14 protein-coding genes are annotated in these 19290 nt (G+C 33.6%); 11 read left to right on the top strand and 3 right to left on the bottom strand.

The features are described from left to right. Window positions 1-134: 134 nt before the first annotated feature. Complete coding sequence (locus ACSVDA_RS00870; protein WP_485880051.1) at window positions 135-1934, bottom strand: beta/alpha barrel domain-containing protein; 1800 nt, start codon at window positions 1932-1934, stop codon at window positions 135-137. A 745-nt stretch (window positions 1935-2679) separates the two neighbouring features. Between ACSVDA_RS00870 and ACSVDA_RS00865 the strand changes: the two genes are divergently transcribed. The 4 genes from ACSVDA_RS00865 to ACSVDA_RS00850 all read left to right on the top strand — a co-directional run bounded on the left by ACSVDA_RS00865 (window position 2680) and on the right by ACSVDA_RS00850 (window position 5618). Continuing rightward, a complete protein-coding gene (locus tag ACSVDA_RS00865; protein ID WP_410629258.1) occupies window positions 2680-3270 on the top strand; it encodes an acyl-CoA-like ligand-binding transcription factor in 591 nt (196 codons plus the stop codon). Window positions 3271-3346: 76 nt separating this feature from the next. Then, complete coding sequence (locus ACSVDA_RS00860; protein WP_410629257.1) at window positions 3347-4201, top strand: ABC transporter ATP-binding protein; 855 nt, start codon at window positions 3347-3349, stop codon at window positions 4199-4201. Then, window positions 4198-4902, top strand: a complete 705-nt coding sequence (locus ACSVDA_RS00855; protein WP_485880048.1) for a fluoroquinolone export ABC transporter permease subunit — start codon at window positions 4198-4200, stop codon at window positions 4900-4902. The genes ACSVDA_RS00860 and ACSVDA_RS00855 overlap by 4 nt, the downstream gene beginning before the upstream one ends. Then, window positions 4902-5618, top strand: a complete 717-nt coding sequence (locus ACSVDA_RS00850) for a hypothetical protein (RefSeq protein ID WP_485880046.1) — start codon at window positions 4902-4904, stop codon at window positions 5616-5618. Before ACSVDA_RS00855 ends, ACSVDA_RS00850 begins: the two co-directional genes overlap by 1 nt. A gap of 210 nt (window positions 5619-5828) precedes the next feature. Here ACSVDA_RS00850 and ACSVDA_RS00845 read toward each other — a convergent pair whose 3' ends face one another. Together ACSVDA_RS00845 and ACSVDA_RS00840 are read right to left on the bottom strand one after the other, a co-directional pair. Next, the gene (locus tag ACSVDA_RS00845) at window positions 5829-6908 is read right to left on the bottom strand and encodes a GerAB/ArcD/ProY family transporter (RefSeq protein ID WP_485880044.1); all 1080 of its coding nucleotides are present in this window, start codon (window positions 6906-6908) and stop codon (window positions 5829-5831) included. A gap of 392 nt (window positions 6909-7300) precedes the next feature. Further along, window positions 7301-8389, bottom strand: coding sequence for a tyrosine-type recombinase/integrase (locus ACSVDA_RS00840; RefSeq protein ID WP_485880042.1), 1089 nt, complete (start codon window positions 8387-8389; stop codon window positions 7301-7303). A gap of 363 nt (window positions 8390-8752) precedes the next feature. On the opposite strand from ACSVDA_RS00840, the gene hmpA reads away from it, so the two are divergent. The 7 genes from hmpA to ACSVDA_RS00805 all read left to right on the top strand — a co-directional run bounded on the left by hmpA (window position 8753) and on the right by ACSVDA_RS00805 (window position 19290). Continuing rightward, a complete protein-coding gene (gene hmpA, locus ACSVDA_RS00835; RefSeq protein ID WP_485880040.1) occupies window positions 8753-9973 on the top strand; it encodes an NO-inducible flavohemoprotein in 1221 nt (406 codons plus the stop codon). A gap of 633 nt (window positions 9974-10606) precedes the next feature. Continuing rightward, window positions 10607-11290, top strand: coding sequence for a response regulator transcription factor (locus ACSVDA_RS00830; protein WP_485880038.1), 684 nt, complete (start codon window positions 10607-10609; stop codon window positions 11288-11290). A gap of 1 nt (window position 11291) precedes the next feature. Continuing rightward, entirely contained in the window at window positions 11292-12293 is a 1002-nt protein-coding gene (locus ACSVDA_RS00825; RefSeq protein ID WP_485880036.1) for a sensor histidine kinase, read from the top strand. 94 nt (window positions 12294-12387) lie between these two features. Further along, window positions 12388-13071, top strand: a complete 684-nt coding sequence (locus ACSVDA_RS00820) for an ABC transporter ATP-binding protein (RefSeq protein ID WP_485880034.1) — start codon at window positions 12388-12390, stop codon at window positions 13069-13071. Window positions 13072-13100: 29 nt separating this feature from the next. Continuing rightward, window positions 13101-15674, top strand: coding sequence for an ABC transporter permease (locus ACSVDA_RS00815; protein WP_485880032.1), 2574 nt, complete (start codon window positions 13101-13103; stop codon window positions 15672-15674). A 779-nt stretch (window positions 15675-16453) separates the two neighbouring features. Then, window positions 16454-18208 carry a peptide ABC transporter substrate-binding protein gene (locus ACSVDA_RS00810; protein ID WP_485880030.1) on the top strand — a complete coding sequence of 585 codons (1755 nt, stop codon included), beginning with the start codon at window positions 16454-16456 and terminating at the stop codon, window positions 18206-18208. Window positions 18209-18363: 155 nt separating this feature from the next. After that, window positions 18364-19290, top strand: coding sequence for an ABC transporter permease (locus tag ACSVDA_RS00805; RefSeq protein WP_485880028.1), 927 nt, complete (start codon window positions 18364-18366; stop codon window positions 19288-19290).

The raw sequence follows: 19290 nt of genomic DNA, 5'->3' as shown, positions 1-19290 counted from the left end.
AATTAATGGCTTCGCTATAGTATTCTCTATGATTTGCTATGATATATCATCATAACATAATTCGTGCTTGGATAATGAAATGTTTAAATTTCACAGAAAAAAATATAGTAAACTACTAATATTATTGTAGTTTACTATCCGAGTTCATCTGTTTGTTTTTGAAAAAATCGATAGCTCCATATTAGACCAGTAGAGAATAAGATTAATGCTATATACGCTGGTAACAGGTGTATAAAGGTCGTATAACCGATCGCTATATGTATTGAAATCCCAGTTATAAAAGCTGGGATACCTCCAATGAACAAAGTCCACCATACCCATTTGTTACCTTGTTGAAATCCCCATAAAGATACCGTTAACACTAATAAGCCGACACTAAATAAGGCACTGCCAAAACCAGCACGATCGTGGGCGATTACAGGGGTTAACCGCTCATTAAACATTTGAATAAGTTCAGGTGGCATGCAAATATACAATAAATCTGTCGCTACAAATACCGATGTAACACCAATATAAGAAATAATAACTCCCCCAAGTACAAATGAAAATCCTAACATTACAAATGCAAGTTGGCCAAACAAACTTTGCTTCCATATTTTATGGTTTTTTGTATTCGTAGAAGTAGGGGTATTAGTAAGCCCTTTCGTTTTTAAAAATCCTAACACGTAAAAGGGTAATAGTAGCAGCCAAAACAGCAGATGAAGCCAATCAAAATAACCATACCCTATAAATAAAAAGATGCCGAGAAATCCTGTTATAGCTGCTAGATCAATCGCTTGCTTTGCCCATAACAACCCCTTTTTAACACCGTATAAAGCTAAATTCATATAAACAATGCCACCTGAAATCATTGTTCCAGCAAGCGTCATTCGATCGTGAGACATAAATAACAGAATTCGTTCATTAAAAATCCAAATTGATTCCTTGTTCATTCGTAAGAACTGTTCATCATATGGCAACAGAACAGACGTCAAGCTAATAATAAGAGCGATTATACCACCTATGAAAATAAATAAACCGAACAACCAATAATATTTCCAACCTCGTTCGGGTATTATTTTTTCTTGTCTAGTTGTTAATACAGCTTCATTTATCCGCTTCGTTAAGCCTGGACCTGCGAAAACATAACCACTAGAAAGCAAGATTAAATCTGCACCAGCTTCTAAAAGCAATAAGGCGTCATTAGGCTCTTTAACCGCTCCAACCGTAATTATAGGTTTTGTGAACTCACTTTTTTTCAAGTATCCTATTTTTTTTATGAGATCGTCTGTAATATTTGTAGTTAACCAATCCTCATCTAATACAATACCATCGAAAGTATCAAAGAAGTCGAGCGTGTGATCGTTAAGAGATTGAATAGGTGTTGCGACGTAAATAGGTTTAGTCGTAGAGAAAATGTTCCCATTGATCGCCATGTCTGATTGAATGATAAAAACATCAGCTAGCTCATCTAATTCTGACATCAACGTGTTAAGTTCTTGTTCATTCCCAACTAAACGCATTAATAGTTTCTGTTGTGGCTTTAATTTATGTAATTTTCGTTTAGTTTCATCTAGACCAATGGATTGGAAGTCATTTGAAAACTTAATATACTCTTCCTGAAAGTTAACTTCTGGTGTAGTTCCTTTCTTTGAGTCTATCGTGATCGGCCCGATCTCAATAAAGCTAAATCCTAAGTTGGAAAAGGCCTTTGTCCCAGAAAGTAATGGGTCTATTTTTCCCGATAAACCAACAGTGTGTTTGAAGTGAATATTGTTAACTTCTATCGTAAGTAAGGGTGAGGATTCTTCCCTACCCAAAAAGTTAATAATATGATGACCACCTGGGAGAGAAGCAACCATGTTCATACTTCTATGAATAAACTCACGAGAGGTGGTCGGCGACAGGTGTTTAATTACTGGTTTAAATATTTGATGGTAGGACCAATCTGGCATCGCTTACACCCCCAATTTGTGTTCCTCATTTAATTTTACCATCTCAATAGGGGAAAATGTTCCATCGAATAGAATTAACGTAAAAGAAATATAAGTGTTTATTATAAAAACATTATGTAAACAACAAACGTTTAATCAATTATTTAATGAACAAAGATCACTCTCTCTAGTTGAGTACATGTTTATTTCTTAATATGAGAACAGCCTTCCTAACAAAGAACAATCTATGTGTTTTTTTAAATCAAAAATTTTTAAAGTAGAAAAATATTACGAACGTAAGTGTATGTGTGAATTTAGCTAAGAACGAATAGCAATAATTTATACGGAAAGATTAGACGGTACTTTTCTTGTCATTTTTAATTCTGTACCAACGATGACTAACAAATAAAACCACTTAGTTGGTATTAATTTAGCTACAATTGCAATAAAAGATTACGAAAAGACTCTGAGAAATACTACATACTAGGTGCAAGTTGAGGGTAAGAACGTATGTTTTTAATAATGATCCTTGAGTATTGATTAGTGTATTTAGACATTAGACAAATACATTTAGCACTTGAAACATAAAAGTTTGCAGTCAAATAAAACCATTCAATTGAATGAAGCGGGCTACCTAGCTAATAAGGTTCATAAGGAAAATGAAAAAAAAATATGTCTCATAAAAATTGACAGTGACTGTCAATTAGCATAGACTATCAATATAATTCCACAATTAAAGTCCGACTTCAAACTAGGAGGCGATTCGATGACTGAGCATAAAAAGGCAAGTCTCAGAGATAGAAAGAAGGCAAAAACGAGAGCCGTTATCCAACATCATGCTTTAGCCTTGTTTGAACAGCAAGGCTATGCCAATACGACTGTTGAACAAATAGCCGAGGCATCAGAAATATCGCCAAGTACGTTTTTTCGCTATTTCCCAACGAAGGAATCTGTCGTACTTGACGATGATTATGATCCAATCTTAATTAAAGCATTTCAAGCGCAGTCGAAGGAACTTACACCAATCCAAGCTTTTCGAGGAGCAGTAAATGAGGGAATGTCTTACATTCCAGAGGAAGGGAAAGAAGCACTTCAAGAGAGAATGAAGCTAATTATGTCTGTACCTGAACTCCGTGCAGCAACATTAATTCATGCTAGTGGGACTGCAAAGTTAATTGCAAAGCTGATATCCGAGAGGCTTGGTTGTGATGAGAATGATTTAGCTGTCACTACACTTGCTGGATCTATAATAGGTGCACTTTTTTCAGTCGCATATTATTGTATTCAACATCCTAACGTTAATGTTGTTGACGCTATTGACCAAGCTTTAGCGCAATTGGAATCAGGTTTTAAATAAAAGCGGTAATGGTTTCAGGGTAAGCATCTATACATTCAATGCTCTTAGATCAAATGCTAACTATGGGGTGATTTTGTTGATTGAAGTTGCTAAGCTTAGATATCAATATCCAGGCGTTACTGAAAAAACGATTAGAGGCCTTGATTTCAGTGTGAATAAAGGAGAAATATTTGGCTTTTTAGGCCCATCCGGTGCAGGAAAAAGTACAACACAAAAGATTTTGATAGGACTGTTAAAAAATTACGAGGGTAGCGTGAAAGTTAATTCAAATGAGTTGCATTCTCTAAACTCAACTTACTATGAACAAATAGGTGTTGCATTTGAATTTCCTAATTTCTATCAAAAGTTTACTGCATTAGAAAATTTAAGATTTTTTAACAAAATGTATGCAGAAAAAACGAGTGACCCAGAAAAGCTATTAAAGCTCGTTGGCCTTGAGGAATACGCTAATGTGAAAGTGAGTAAATTTTCAAAAGGTATGAAAATGAGATTGAATTTTTGTCGTGCCTTACTTAATCATCCAAACATTTTATTTTTAGATGAACCTACATCTGGGCTTGATCCAGTAAATGCAAAAAAAATAAAAGACCTCATTCTAGCAGAAAAGGAGAGAGGTACGACAATTATTATAACAACTCATAATATGCTGACTGCAGAACATTTATGTGATCGTGTAGCTTTCATTGTAGACGGTACAATTGCGGCAATCGATTCTCCAAAAAATTTAAAGTTATCAAAAGGAAGAAAAATCGTTAAATTAGAATATCGGAACAATCAATCTTGTTATGCTGACGAATTTCCGTTAATGAATCTAGGGGAGAATGAAGATTTTCAGCAAATTATTAGAAATTATGAACTTTTAACTATTCATACACAAGAAGCGACACTTGAAGATATTTTTATTGAAATGACAGGAAGGAGATTGGCATGAGACTTGTACATGCGGTTGGAATGGATATCCGCTTTCAGATGCGTCAAGGGTTCTATTATGCATACGCATTAGTGTGTCTATTCTATGTGATCGTATTTCACTTTTTACCTGATGCCCATTTGGAAAAAGTCTCTATTGCTATAGTTTTTTCTGACCCTTCTGCCTTAGGCTTTTTCTTTATTGGTGGAATTATGTTATTAGAGCGTGAGCAAGCAACCTTAAATTCGTTATTCGTTACACCACTTCGCATCCATGAGTACCTCATCTCAAAAATAATGTCACTTACTATATTAGCACTAATGTCGAGTACTTTCACCATGCTCATTTTCCATCATGATCAATTGAATATACTCACCTTTTCTGTTGCAGTGGTGTTAACTTCAATTTTCTTTACCTTACTTGGACTAATTTTAGCTGTAAGGGTTTCTTCAGTGAACGAATACTTATATTTATCACCTCTATACATCATTGTGTTTTTTCTTCCATTATTAGAGTATTTCAACATTTATGATACATGGCTTATGAATTTATTACCGACAAGAGCTACACTGTTGTTACTTGATGGCAGTCTCGATACAATAACTGTTTCACAGTTCATAAATGCTTGTATCACTCAAGCTGTTTGGATATTGATCGTTTATGTACTTGCATATAAGGCTTTTTATAAATTTATTGTGTTACGAATAGGAGGGAGCAAATAATGAAACGAGTAGCTGCATTAGCTGTACAAGACGCTAGAAATATTATTAAAGACCCGATACTTGTCATCGCAATTTGTTTTCCCTTTATTTTAGGATTGACTGCACGGTACGCCTTACCAGTTATTCAGAGCTGGGTACTTGGCACATTTCAATTTGATCTATCAAATCATTATCCCTTTATTATTAGTTTGTTATTATTAATGACGCCTTTATGGATGGGAGTGTTAATGGGGTTTATTTTATTAGATGAAAAAGATGAAGGTGTTGATCTTTATTTTGCTGTGACTCCATTAATGAAGTCTGGGTACTTCATGTTCAGGGTTTTTAGCCCAGCTGTTCTAACATTCTTTCTATCTTATATAGTTATTATGTTACAAGGTTTAGTACCTTGGCATGTTATTAATTTTTTCCCAATTGCAGTCATGTTGGCATTGGAAGCACCGTTACTATCACTTATTATGGTTACTGTTTCATCAAATAAAGTAGAAGGGTTAGCAATTTCGAAGGTCCTTACACTAATGTTTTTCACACCTGTCCCACCATATATTTTTCACAATAGTTGGACGATGTTGTTTGGAATTGTACCCTTTTATTGGCCAGCAATCATCTTTATGGAGGATAGTAATCGTGTAGCTTTATTATATGCTATCGGTCTTCTTGTTCATATCATATGGCTGAATATAGTTATGAAAAAGTATTTAACAAGGGTTAGCTAATTATATTGCGTTCATTAGTCGTACTAACTGATTTAAAATAAAGGTTATTGTTATAATATGTGATACGGTAATAGCTGTATATTGATAACCAAATATCCATAAATTATCTATGTTATCATATGAGTATAAAATAATAATATTATGTAAACTAATATATGTTCTTCTTATTATTTTTTAATTTCAAACGTAACTGCACATTAACATGTTAGACTATTTTTTAAGTTTTTTGCGTAATGCTGAAATGCTAATTAATAATAGAAGTAAAATGGGGAGTAAGAATGCAATAATGAACTCAGCTGAACGAAGAAAATAAATCCACTTTTCTAATTCAACTTGAGTATTTATTACAATTGTGCATAGAAAAGAAACGAGCAATAAGCATATGATCGAAACCCTTGGAGAAATTTTAGGTATTGCATGTTGAAGTAACTGGTCGGCTCCCCAAAAAAATACAATAATCGTAATGAGTACTTCAAATAAAAATAAATGGATAACAATCCCTTCAACTCGTGCTATAAAAGGAAACTCAATATACTCAAACATCGTTAATAACGGATACGTTTCATTAGATAATTGTCCATAGCTAAAGAAACCAAATGAAATCAGACACGTTATAGAATAGATGAAAGTTAGTAATAATTGGGAAAATAAAACTGGCTTAAAAGCTCCTTTTAATTTTGCGAAATATGGTATTAAAAATAATGACATTTCGATACCCAAGAAATGCAATGCAACTTGATTACCTTTTTTTAATATTTCTTTCTCTCCTTCAAAAAGAAAGGGTGTCAATCTTGTTAGTCTAAATTCTCCTAGATTGTATCCCAATACGAAAACAATTAAAATTGTTATAAAAAAAACAACTGTAGCTTTTGCAATATGATATATACCACTCCTAACGAGCCAATAGGTGATAAATAGAACCATTATTACAAATAATGATGCTGGCATTGTCGGATAATATTGCATACCTATTATTAATTGAAAGTTTTTAGCTATTAAAATGCTAAGTGAACTATAAATTAATGCAATAATAATATAAAATGGCTTTACTAAGAAATTTGGTAAATGACTATTAAAAATCTGGAAGATCGATTTACCTTTACTATAATGAAATACAAGCCCTATTAATAAAATATTCACAATGAAAATCATTGATACAATACTTATTCCGATCCAGCCATTCGTTCCAAAAGCTTCTGCTGTAACACGGGGTAAACTAAAAATACCTACACTAATTTGGGTCATGTAGATAAGGATTGCAACTTGATAAGGAAAAAGTTTTTCTTGCATGATTGTTCTCCTATATTTTTTAACAGGAAATATTTATTATTAATGTATAGTATTAACTTAAGAGGTAGAAGATATGTATTTTTATACAAGGATTATGAAAGCAACAAATAAAAGGACTAATATAAGTGTCATTTCTGACTTATATAGTCCTTTTTATTAGTTTGATTATGTTTATAATGAACTTGAATTTTTGATAATTCTATTGAGTGATTGTATAACGTGTGTGTAATGCTCATCAATATATTAAGGTGCATATGGCATGCTGTGAAGTTTGTCGTTCGATAAGGTTGAGGCAGCTCATCTCCTATAAAACAAAACCATTGCAATCATATATATCTTTTTATTTGTGTAATTTAGCAAGAGCATTGTACAACAATCATTAGGCAAATGATCTATCCTTCATTAAGTAGAGCGATAGCTTTTTTCTTCGTTTCACTTTGGATATGTGCATAAATTTGAGTAGTTGCAACAGATTCATGCCCTAATAAATTTTGAATCGTTAATACATCAACCCCTTGCTGAGCAAGCTCTGTCGCAAAACTATGTCGGAGTTTATGTGCAGTAATATGTTTGTATGTCAAAAATGGCAGGTGTTCCTTTGCTTTAACTAGATGACGGTTAATCATCTTTTGTACTGCACTAATTGAAATTCCGAGTTTTAGTTTTTTCCATTTAAAATCATAACCGACAAAGAGTGGATCATTTGGTTTTTTGGGACGGATGTCTTCATCAAGCTTATGTAGATACATTTGTATATTGTTAAGTGTGTCGTCTGATAAGGGGACACTTCTTTGTTTATTACCTTTCCCAATGACTGTAATTTCCTTACGATGCCATGAAATACTATGTACTTGTAAGCTACATAATTCTGAAATCCGTAATCCTGTCATCATCATTAAGTGAATGATTGTAATGTCTCTATATTTAAATAACTGTTGATAAGTTTTCTCCCTGTTAGATTTATAATTATCTTCGTTATTGATAAATGTTAATAATTCACTACATTCCTGTTTTGTTAAGAATACCGGCTCAGAACGTCCTACTTTAGGTCTTTCGATCCCTTCAATTGGGTTACTTATAATTACGTCTTGTTGCTGCAAATAAGAGAAGACAGATTTTAACGCTGATAATTTTCTATTAATTGTTTTTGGATTATTTTTTTGTTCAATCGCAAGATAACGAACGTAATTTCTAACGCCTGAGGGCTCCAAAGCTATAAAATCATCCAACGTAATGTCATTCATATTAAGCTCAATACTCGCTTTTTCGATGACGTACTCGAAGAAAAACTTGAAGTCGTATATGTAGCGTTGAATTGTATTTGTTGAATAGTTTAAAGAAATTCTACTTATTAAATATGCCTGTATAAATTGAGGCATGTTAGAAAAATAGTGATAGTTTTTTTCGACATCAGTATAGTCATTGTCAATTGCTAGAGTTTGTAGTTCATCTGATTGATTAATTTTATGAAAGATTGACATAATCGTTCACCCTTAACTATGAGTCTATAATATTCGTATTAATAGTTCCGTGAAATATATGTTTCATGGAACTATTATAAAGAAAGAATATTCAAACGTCCATACTTTACGATTAAAATACATAAATTCCATTAAAAAGGGCATATTTTAGCTGTAAGAGGTTTTTCCTCACTTTAGACGTATACTATTATAATCGGTTTTTAGTGATCTTATATCCAAATCTGAAAGGTCGTTTTTTCTGAAGAAAAAGCATTGTCACAAATTAGACAAATTATATGTGATTCAAATCACAAGGAGAGGTCTTAGTTTTTACTATAATTACATTGTAAACGATAATAACAACTTGACTAGGAGAGATAGAAGATGCTAGATCAAAAAACAATTGAAATTATTAAATCAACAGTTCCAGTACTTGAAGAGCATGGTGAAGCTATTACAACTAGATTTTATGAATTAATGTTTGGCAATCATCCTGAATTATTGAATATTTTTAATCACGCTAACCAAAAACAAGGTAGACAACAAAAAGCATTAGCTAGTGCAGTATATAATGCGGCAAAATATATTGATAATTTAGAAGCCATTATTCCTGTGGTGAAGCAAATTGGCCATAAACATCGAAGTTTAGGAATTACAGCGGAACAATATCCGATTGTAGGAAAGCATTTGTTATTAGCTATTAAAGATGTGCTAGGTGATGCTGCGACAGACGAAATAATGAATGCATGGGAAAAAGCATACGGTGTAATTGCAGATGCGTTTATTTCAGTTGAAGCAGATATGTATCATGAAGCTGAACAAAGCCATGGTGGTTGGAAAGATTTTAGGAAGTTTATTGTAGATAAAAAAGTCAAGGAAAGTGACGTTATCACATCTTTCTATTTAAAACCAGAAGATAAACAAGCTATTTCTAGCTTTATACCAGGTCAATACATTAGTGTAAAATGTAGCATAGAAGGTGAAGAATACACTCATATACGCCAGTATAGTTTATCAGATGCTCCAAATAAAGGATATTATCGTATAAGTGTTAAAAGAGAAACTGGGCAGGGAGACATTCCTGACGGTAAAATTTCTAATTATCTTCATGACGTCGTACAAGAAGGAGATATATTAAATCTTAGTGCCCCAGCTGGTGATTTCATACTTAATACTGATCAACAAAGTGATGTAGTCTTATTAAGTGGAGGGGTAGGAATTACACCGATGGTAAGTATGCTTAATACCATCGCGGATACTCAACCTGAACGTAAAGTTACTTTTATCCATGCAGCTATTAACGGAAATGTTCATGCCATGAAAGATGAGGTAAGTGCTGTTACGACAAAAAATGATCATATTTCAGCATATTATAGCTACAATGCTCCAACGGTAGATGATAAAAATAATACAGCCTTTGATCATGAAGGTTTCATTACACTAGAGTGGTTACAACAAATAGTTCATAACAGAAACGCTGATTTTTATTTCTGTGGTCCTCTTCCATTTATGAAAACAGTTTATCAGTTACTAAAAGAAATAGGTGTACCTCAGGATAAAATTCATTATGAATTCTTCGGCCCTGCGAGTGATTTGGAAGGATAGTGTTTGCCAACTAGAAGGAGCTTTGAGAGGTAAGCTGAATGGTTTACTCCTCATGATCATAGCCGCCGATAATAATATAAAATAACAAAAATAACCACCTATATATCAGGTGGTTATTTTGTTATAGGAGCACAGTAGCGAGACCAGGTGTTTAAAATAGATTTCCATCGTTTTCTAGATCGTTATTTTCAGCTCCAAAAACAACAACTAAATGCTACAAAGGCTCGTATAAAAAATAGCACTTAGATATAGCAGAGATATGTAGTTTGTATAAACTACTGGTTTGGCGAACTATAGTTTAATAATTCTTAGTAAGCTAATTTAGTGTGATGGATATATATACGGCTCTTTTCGGAAACTATGTTAATATTGTCACCAAATTAGCATAGTAAAAAGGGGGGTTATACATTTAACATCGTTCTTTAATGAGAAAATGCCACGATTGATAGTTGTGTACGTTTCTATTACTTAATTCTGAAAACAACAGTTAATTCACTATAGTCTATAAACTACTACAACGGCGAGTTCGTTTACATAAGTTATATTTTTAAAAACTAAAATAAGTTTAGGTTATTTAATCAACGGTTAGAACTTAATTAGGTGCAAGAAATATAAAGATAGGATGAATAAGTGATGAAAATATTGATTGTGGAAGATGATAAAACAATTGCCTCAGGACTTGAATATTCTTTGCAAGAAGAAAACTATGCTACAATTCTTTGTCATGATGTTGCATGTGCGAAAAAGGTGCTCTCAGATCAATTAGACGAATTTGCGTTATGTTTGTTTGATTTATCTCTGCCTGATGGCAGCGGGTATGATTTATGCCGTATCGTAAAAAAACAAGCGGATGTTCCTGTGATTTTTTTAACTGCAGTTGATGATGAAGTAAATGTGGTAATGGGTCTAGACATGGGGGCAGACGATTATATAACTAAGCCGTTTCGTATTCGTGAGCTTCTTTCAAGGATCAGATCAGTTTTACGAAGATACCAAAAGCAGACACAGACAAAATCTGTCATTACAATAGAAAATGTTCAAATTAATACAAATGAGGGAAAAGTGTATAAAAAGGGGGTGGAAATTACCTTGACAGCTTTAGAATATCGTCTCTTACTTATCTTCGCTAACCATATCGGTCAAGTTCTTTCAAGAAATCAGCTATTAGAACAGATTTGGGATGTTGCTGGGGATTTTGTAAACGATAACACTTTAACCGTTTATATTAAGAGGCTACGTGAAAAGCTAGAGGATCATCCCCAAAAACCGACGATTATTAAAACAATTCGTGGGTTAGGGTATAGGGTTGGTGAGTAGCTTGTTACGTCATAAAGAGATGCAATTGTATTTATTTATCATGTGTTTGATTAGTCTTTCTGGAACGATCCTTGGAGCTTTGTTATCAATTAGTGCAATGGTACTTATTTTCATATGTTCACTATTGTTAGTTGCTATCAACCTCATTTTTACACGCAGGAGATACCGAGAAATAGAAAGTCTTTCTTATTATTTGCGCCAAATTAGCTCAGGTGATTATACTCTTGACGTCCGTGATAATGAAGAAGGTGAGTTAAGTATACTAAAGAACAATATTTATAAGGTCACATCGATGCTATCGGAGCATAAATCTCTATTGCAACAAGATAAAATCAAGCTAACTGATGCAATTTCAGATATTTCCCACCAGCTTAAAACCCCACTCACCTCAATGATGGTAATGACAGATTTGTTAAGTGATAATGAGCTGCCAACAGCAAAAAGAAATGAATTCACTTATAATCTACGTATTCAAATTGAGCGTATTGAATGGCTTGTTTCCTCATTATTAAAGATATCAAAAATCGATGCAGGAACGGTTCAATTCAAAAAAGATCGAATAAACGTGAAGAAGCTTATCCAAAAATCAATTGATCCTGTTTTGATTCCGATGGATATTAAAGAACAAGTATTATCAATTAATGGTGAAGACACAACCTCTTTTATTGGTGATCTTAACTGGTCAGCCGAAGCTGTTATAAATATATTAAAAAACTGTGTGGAACACACGCCTGACGGTGGTGTAATCACCATTTCTTTTTCAGAAAATGCGCTGTTCACTGAAGTCATCATTGCTGACAATGGTAAAGGGATTCCAAAGGAAGATATACCATATATTTTTAAACGGTTTTATAAAGGAAAAAATGCGAATACCGATAGTATCGGTATTGGTTTAGCGATAGCTTACAGTATCATTACTAGTCAAAACGGTGATATTGAGGTTCAGAGTAAGGAAGGTGAGGGAACACGCTTTTTGATTAAGTTTTATAAACAAGTTATATAATATCAGTAGGTGACTATATTGTCATTTTAGAGTCATTGGATAGTCATTTTAGACAGTTATATTAGAAGTACGTCGACTTTTGGAGGTTATACCATTGGAAATTTTAAAAATAGATAATCTGTCTAAAATATACGGTAAAGGTGACACGGCAGTTAAAGCACTTGATGATGTTACATTTTCGATTCATAAAGGTGAATTTGTCGCAATTATTGGACCGTCAGGATCTGGGAAGTCAACATTGCTTCATATGCTTGGAGGTGTTGACAGACCTTCAAGCGGGAAAGTATTAGTCGATAAAACCGATATTTACCAGTTAAACGAGACTCAATTAGCTGTTTTTCGGCGAAGGCAAATAGGCTTAATTTATCAATTTTACAATTTAATACCGATATTAACGGTTGAAGAAAATATTACGTTGCCATTATTACTTGATGGACATAAAGTAGATAACAAGCTACTTGATGAAATCGTTACGACGATAGGGCTAAAAAACCGCTTAGGTTATTTACCTAATCAACTTTCAGGTGGACAGCAACAACGAATATCGATTGGAAGAGCATTAATTAGTAATCCGACAATCATGTTGGCGGATGAGCCGACAGGTAACTTGGATAGCAAGAACAGTAATGAAGTAATAAATTTATTAAAATTGTTTAATAAAAAATATAACCAAACATTGATCGTCATTACACATGATGAAAAAATTGCTTTGCAAGCAGATCGAATTATATCTATTGAAGATGGAAGAGTTGTCAAAAACGAGGTCATTCGTCCATGAATATTATTAACAAACTAACTCTCAGGCATTTGAAGAAAAATAAAAAACGTACGATCGTAACCATTATTGGTATCGTTATTTCTGTTGCAATGGTGACGGCTGCAGCCACGCTTACGACGTCATTTATAAGTGCCCTGCAAAAAAATGCGATGGAACAAACTGGGGAATGGCATGTTGTCTACAATGATGTTAATAAAGGTCAGATTGAAAGTATTAAACAGGATGAAAATATAAAGGCAATGTCGCTTGTTAATGATGTTGGGACTGCTCTTTTAGATGGAGCACAAAACAGGAGTAAGCCTTATTTATTTGTAAAAGAATATAATGAGCAGGCATATAACCAATTTCCGTTTCAATTACTTGCTGGAAGGTTTCCGAATGCAGATAATGAAGTCGTTATCTCTAAAGATTTCGCAACAAATAGAGGTGAAAAATATGAAATTGGTGATCATTTTACAATAGAAATTGGAGAACGATATGTAACTGGTGAGAGTGGTGAAGAACCATTAGACCAAATGGTACCATTACAAAAGACAGATGGAGTTAACATCGAAACATTAAAAAATACACAATTAATAACTTATACAATTGTTGGGGAGATTGAAAGTCCGTCATGGGATACAACATTATCTACACCTGGATATATGATTATAAGCTATTTAGATGAGAAATCACTTATAGCAAACAAAGAAGTTGATGCATATATCGCTCTAAATAAAGTCAGTCAATCTTTATATGATACCTCAAGTTCTTTAGCTGAAAAAAATAATATCGAAGCTGATAAGATACAATATAATACTCACTTGTTGAATTATTATGGAGTAACAGGCAAAGAAAACTTAAGAATGACAATCTTTGCTTCAGAGATCATTATTATAGCGGTTATTGTAGCTGGCTCGGTTGCCTTAATTTATAATGCCTTTACGATAAGTATTGCTGAACGTGCTCGATATTTAGGAATGTTAAGCAGTGTTGGGGCAACAAAGATTCAAAAACGTAATTCTGTTTTGTTCGAGGCAGCAATTGTCGGCTTCATTAGCATTCCAATAGGTATGATTACAGGGTTAATTGGTGTAATGATTACTCTCTCAATTATTAACACATATATACAACAATCTTTAAATATAGGTGAGAAACTATTAACGCTAACCGTTACGCCAATGTCAATATTGATTACAATTGGTGTTTCACTAATTACAATCTTCATATCATGTTATTTACCAGCTCGGAAAGCTTCAAACGTTTCAGCTATTGATGCCATACGCCAAACGCAAGATGTCAAACTAACAGGGAAAGTAATTAAAACATCAAAAATTGTTCGGAATTTATTTGGAATTCAAGCTGAAATCGCTTTGAAAAATGTAAAGAGAAATAAAAAAAGGTACCAAATAACGATCTTTTCCTTTGTGGTGAGCATTATCCTTTTTATAACGGTTTCTTTTTTTACCGATAATTTACAAAAATCAATAGAACTTTCACAAAGGAACGTTAATTATGACATTCAAGTAACAACTATAAATGAAGATACAACAATGTTAAAGTCTTTATCTACACAAGATAATGTAACGAGTGCTAGTATTGTAAAAACAATGCATCTATACTCATGGATTGATGATAATATCGTACCTGATGATTCTAAAAAATGGATTGCTCCAACAAATAAAAAAAAAGATGGAAAAATCCTCTATAGAGTAGACTTAAATGTACTAGATGAACATAGCTTCGTTGAATATGCTAAATCAATTAATGTAGATCCCGAAAAGTTGAAGAATTCTGATCAGCTTAATGTGATATTGATAGATACATTTAAACACATAGATGAAAAGACTCAGCAAATAATTGAAGAAAAATCTATTTATGCACAACCTGAAATGAAAATAGGTTTAATTGACAAAGTATTTGGAACAGGGAAACAAGCAGGGGAAACATTTATAAATTCTGTGGAAATAGCAGCCGTTACTGACCAATATCCAATGGGAGATATTACGATAGATTTCCTTGAATTTGAAATCGTCATACCAGAAAGCTTAGTGGAACAACTGTTTCCTACTAGTTATGTGCAAGATTTTTTTACGAATCTCTACGTAACATCTTCCGACCCAATGAAAACATACACTGAAATCGAAGAGCTAAATGATGCCAATTTCTTTATTTATAGTTCTCATGTTGAACGAAAACAAAACAAACAGCTGATGCTATTAATTAAAGCATTTTCCTATGGATTTACGATACTCATAACAGTGATATCAGTTGCAAATATATTTAATACGATTTCTACTAGTATTGCTTTACGCAAAAGAGAGTTTGCAATGCTAAAATCAATTGGTATGACCTCTATAGAGTTTAACAAAATGGTTAATTATGAAAGTATCTTTTACGGAATAAAATCCTTGTTATATGGCTTACCAATTAGTATCGTAATCATTTATGCCATTCATCGGGCCCTGATGAACACAATCAAACTTCATTTTACGATACCTTGGATAGATATGCTGTTTGTTATTATTGCTATATTTTTGATAGCAGTTGGAGCAATGCTGTATTCCAGTACTAAAGTAAAAAAAGATAATATTATTGATGCATTAAAAACGGAGAATATATAGGTTTAAAGGTAGTCTTGGGAAATCATTTTCCTGAGACTACTTTGTTATATAGATCGAAAATTATCAATGAAAGCATACGTAGGTGGGTTTAATAACGGTTTCAAATGTGGGTAGGCTCATATTAATGAATGTCAATCAAAACTAACACGATAAAATATTTGATTAGCACATGTAGCAAATTTATGCTCTCCAATTTTCGTAAAGATACGAACTTGGTTTTGGAAAGAGCCTATTATAATTTTATTTTACAATGGAAAGGAGAAAGATTGCTTTAGACATTTTACGTTAACTGTATTTCTTTTCAATTATAAGCAGGTAGATAGTTGTTTTATTTTTTAAACAAGATTTCTAAAGAAGAAAAAAAGCCAAGACCAAGAACACTAATTTTATGAAAAACACTAGAACAGAATTATCTAGATGTACAACATAGAAGATAAAATAATTGAATATTTAAAACATTTTTACATTGTGTATGGATTCATATACACATAACTAACAAGCTCTTATTACCGTCCATACCGATATACCATTATTAATCCTTCAACAAAAAGCGCTGTTTTTATAACACATATGTATATGAGCACGATATCCAATTTGTACATTGACTCTAGATGCATTTATACACATTTGCCTTGGCACACATCTTGCAGAATACATACGTAAGAGCGTGGAACAATTGTAATCTTCCAATGATCACACACACAGAAGGTTGCAATATAGGTTATCGGTAATGTTATCCGTAACTCAAGGCACACGCAATAATAAGAGGAGGGGAAATTATGAAAAAGAGAACAAGTTGGTTAATGGTCATGTTAACTGTAGTATTGGCAGTCGTGCTTGGTCTTGCTGGTTGTAATAGTGAAGGTGCTTCACAGACATCTGACTCATCATCACAAAAAAGTAACGAAAATAGTAGTGATAATAACAATAAGGAAGCTGAAGGTACGAATAGTGAACAAGTTTATAACACCATTATGAGTGAGCCTACTTCATTAAGTCCTGTCTATGCTGCCTATACTCAAGATTTACTTCTCTTAAATAACATTCAAGAGGGGCTAATGAGAAAAGGTCAAGATGGCGCTACACTTGAATATGGCTTAGCAGAAAGTCATGATTTTGAAGATAATACCTATACATTTTATTTAAGAGATGCTTCATGGTCAAATGGTGAGCCTGTAACGGCATATGATTTTGAATTCGGTTGGAAGACAGTAATGGATCCACGCAATGCAGCAGAGTATGGGTATTTGTTTGAAATTACATTAATCACTGGAGCTGCTGATTTGGTTTATATGGAAATTCCTGAAAATGAGGCTGAAGCTGAGTCAGCTATACAAACAGCCAAAGACGCTGTAGGTGTCAAAGCACTTGATGATAAAACACTAGAAATTAAAGTGGATGGTGAAAGCCCAGCTTTTCTAGAGTTACTTGCTTTTCCATCGTTAGCACCAATTCAACAACAGTATTTTGAAGAAGTTGGCGGTGTAGATGTGTATGGGACTGAAGCAAGCAACATGCTTTATGCAGGTCCTTTTGTAGTAGACGAGTGGTCTCACGATGAAGTAGTTGTTTTAGCGAAAAATGAAAAGTATTGGGATAAGGATACGGTTCAACTTGATAAAATCAACATGCCATGGATCTCAGATGATAATACAAGAATGCAAATGTATGAGCAAGGTGATATAGATGGTGTAGCTCTCCCTAGTGATTATATTGATCAATATGCAAATAGTGATGAAGCAACGTTGCGTACAAGAGCAAATACGTGGTGGTTTGTATTAAACCAAGAAGGAGAAGGGCTCCAAGGTGAGTATTTAAGAAATGCTAAGTTTCGTGAAGCATTAGCAATTGGCTTTGATCGTGCAGAAATGAGTCAAGTTGCATGGGGAGGAACGCAGGTTCCTGCAGGAGGCATTATTCCTCCAGGTATGGCAGGTTCACAAGCAGGTGTAGATTTCCGCTCGGAATTCACTGAAAATTCTAAGTTACTTGAATTTGATATTAAAAAAGCCAAACAACTCGTTGAAGAAGCAAAAGCTGAAATTGGAGAAGATGTTCCTGAATTTGAGTTAATCGTTTACCAAAGTGATGATTGGGCAAAGACAGGGCAATATTTGCAACAAAAATGGGGAGAAATCGGTGTGCCATTTACGATTAAACAAACGGACTCCAAAATTAGAAGAGCATTGATGGATAGTAGAGATTACCATTTAGTAGCAGCAGGATGGACTGCTGATTATGATGAGCCAAGTACGTATTTGGATTTATTTGTTTCAACAGGATCTTTTAACAAAAATGGATATGTAAGTGAAGAATACGATCAAGTACTTGAAGATGTAAGAGCAACGACTGATATTGAAGAGAAATTTAATTTATACGCTGAACTGGAAAGGATTGTTGTGTCAGATTATGCGTATATTCCTCTATCACATGATGGTTTTTATAGTTTAGAAAGAACATATGTAGATGGTATTGTCACTCATGCTGTTGGTCCAAGATCATCATACAAATGGGCATCGATTACAGGAAAGTAAAAAATATAAACTTTACTTCTATTGCTGTTGTTTTAACTTGATACGTATGTACTAATTTGAATTTCAAAATAATCAAGGTATATGTTTTGTGCATATACCTTGATTTAACTTAATTACTCTTACTTAAGTCACACCAAGATAGGAGATGGATAAGTATGCTAAAGTTTTTCCTCCGGCGTTTATTTTTTATGATCTTAACTTTGTGGGTAATATGTACATTATCATTTTTCTTTATGAAAGCAATTCCTGGAACGCCTTTTGAAGAAGAAAAAATTCCACCAGCAGTGCTAGAAAATATGAAAGCCAAATACGGATTAGACAAACCGATACCAGAACAGTATGCAATATATTTGTCAAATGTTGTACAACTTGATTTTGGGGTATCGTATAGAATAAAAAATAGAGAAGTAACGACCATTATTGCAGAGAAAATTGGACCTTCTGCGGCAATCGGGTTGCAAGCAGTTGCGATAAGTATCCCATTTGGAATATTACTTGGCATTATTGCTGCGATAAGGAGAAATTCATTAATAGATTATTTAGCTGTCGGTATTGCAGTATTTGGATTCGCAATTCCAAGCTTTGTGGCAGCAGTATTACTCCAATATGTAATTGCAGGGAAACTAGAATTATTACCTATTGCACAATTTGAATCATATAAACATACGATACTACCTTCGTTAGCCATTGCGTTAGGAGGTTTTGCATATTACACAAGGATGATGCGTTCGGAGTTACTCGAAGTGTTAGGACAAGACTATATAAAAACAGCTAAATCAAAAGGGTTGTCTCAGCCTCTTGTCCTTATAAGACATGGTATTCGAAACGCGATGATTCCACTCATTACTAGCTTACCAGTTGTAATCATTTTCAGTATGACAGGCTCGTTAGTCGTTGAAGAAATCTTCGCGATACCAGGTATTGGTAAGGAGTTAGTAACTTCAGTTATAACACGAGATTATACAGTAACGATGGGTTTGACGTTATTTTATGCGATTTTATACATCATTAGTCTATTTATTGTGGACCTATTGTATTCAATTGTTGACCCAAGAATTCGTGTCATAGGGGGGACTGAATAG

It is taken from the genome of Cytobacillus sp. Hm23, from assembly GCF_051842895.1.
In the GTDB taxonomy this organism is placed as follows: domain Bacteria; phylum Bacillota; class Bacilli; order Bacillales; family SM2101; genus Nanhaiella.
The sequence above is the reverse complement of the archived record's forward strand: the minus strand, read 5'-3'. Positions and strand labels throughout refer to the sequence as shown.

Bases quoted from the DNA above. Each gene is read 5' to 3' on its own strand.
- ACSVDA_RS00830 (WP_485880038.1), top strand. From the start codon at position 10,607: ATGAAAATATTGATTGTGGAAGATGATAAAACAATTGCCTCAGGACTT.
- ACSVDA_RS00850 (WP_485880046.1), top strand. From the start codon at position 4,902: ATGAAACGAGTAGCTGCATTAGCTGTACAAGACGCTAGAAATATTATT.
- ACSVDA_RS00805 (WP_485880028.1), top strand. From the start codon at position 18,364: ATGCTAAAGTTTTTCCTCCGGCGTTTATTTTTTATGATCTTAACTTTG.
- ACSVDA_RS00845 (WP_485880044.1), bottom strand. From the start codon at position 6,908: ATGCAAGAAAAACTTTTTCCTTATCAAGTTGCAATCCTTATCTACATG.
- ACSVDA_RS00810 (WP_485880030.1), top strand. From the start codon at position 16,454: ATGAAAAAGAGAACAAGTTGGTTAATGGTCATGTTAACTGTAGTATTG.
- ACSVDA_RS00855 (WP_485880048.1), top strand. From the start codon at position 4,198: ATGAGACTTGTACATGCGGTTGGAATGGATATCCGCTTTCAGATGCGT.
- ACSVDA_RS00870 (WP_485880051.1), bottom strand. From the start codon at position 1,934: ATGCCAGATTGGTCCTACCATCAAATATTTAAACCAGTAATTAAACAC.
- ACSVDA_RS00840 (WP_485880042.1), bottom strand. From the start codon at position 8,389: ATGTCAATCTTTCATAAAATTAATCAATCAGATGAACTACAAACTCTA.
- ACSVDA_RS00865 (WP_410629258.1), top strand. From the start codon at position 2,680: ATGACTGAGCATAAAAAGGCAAGTCTCAGAGATAGAAAGAAGGCAAAA.
- hmpA (WP_485880040.1), top strand. From the start codon at position 8,753: ATGCTAGATCAAAAAACAATTGAAATTATTAAATCAACAGTTCCAGTA.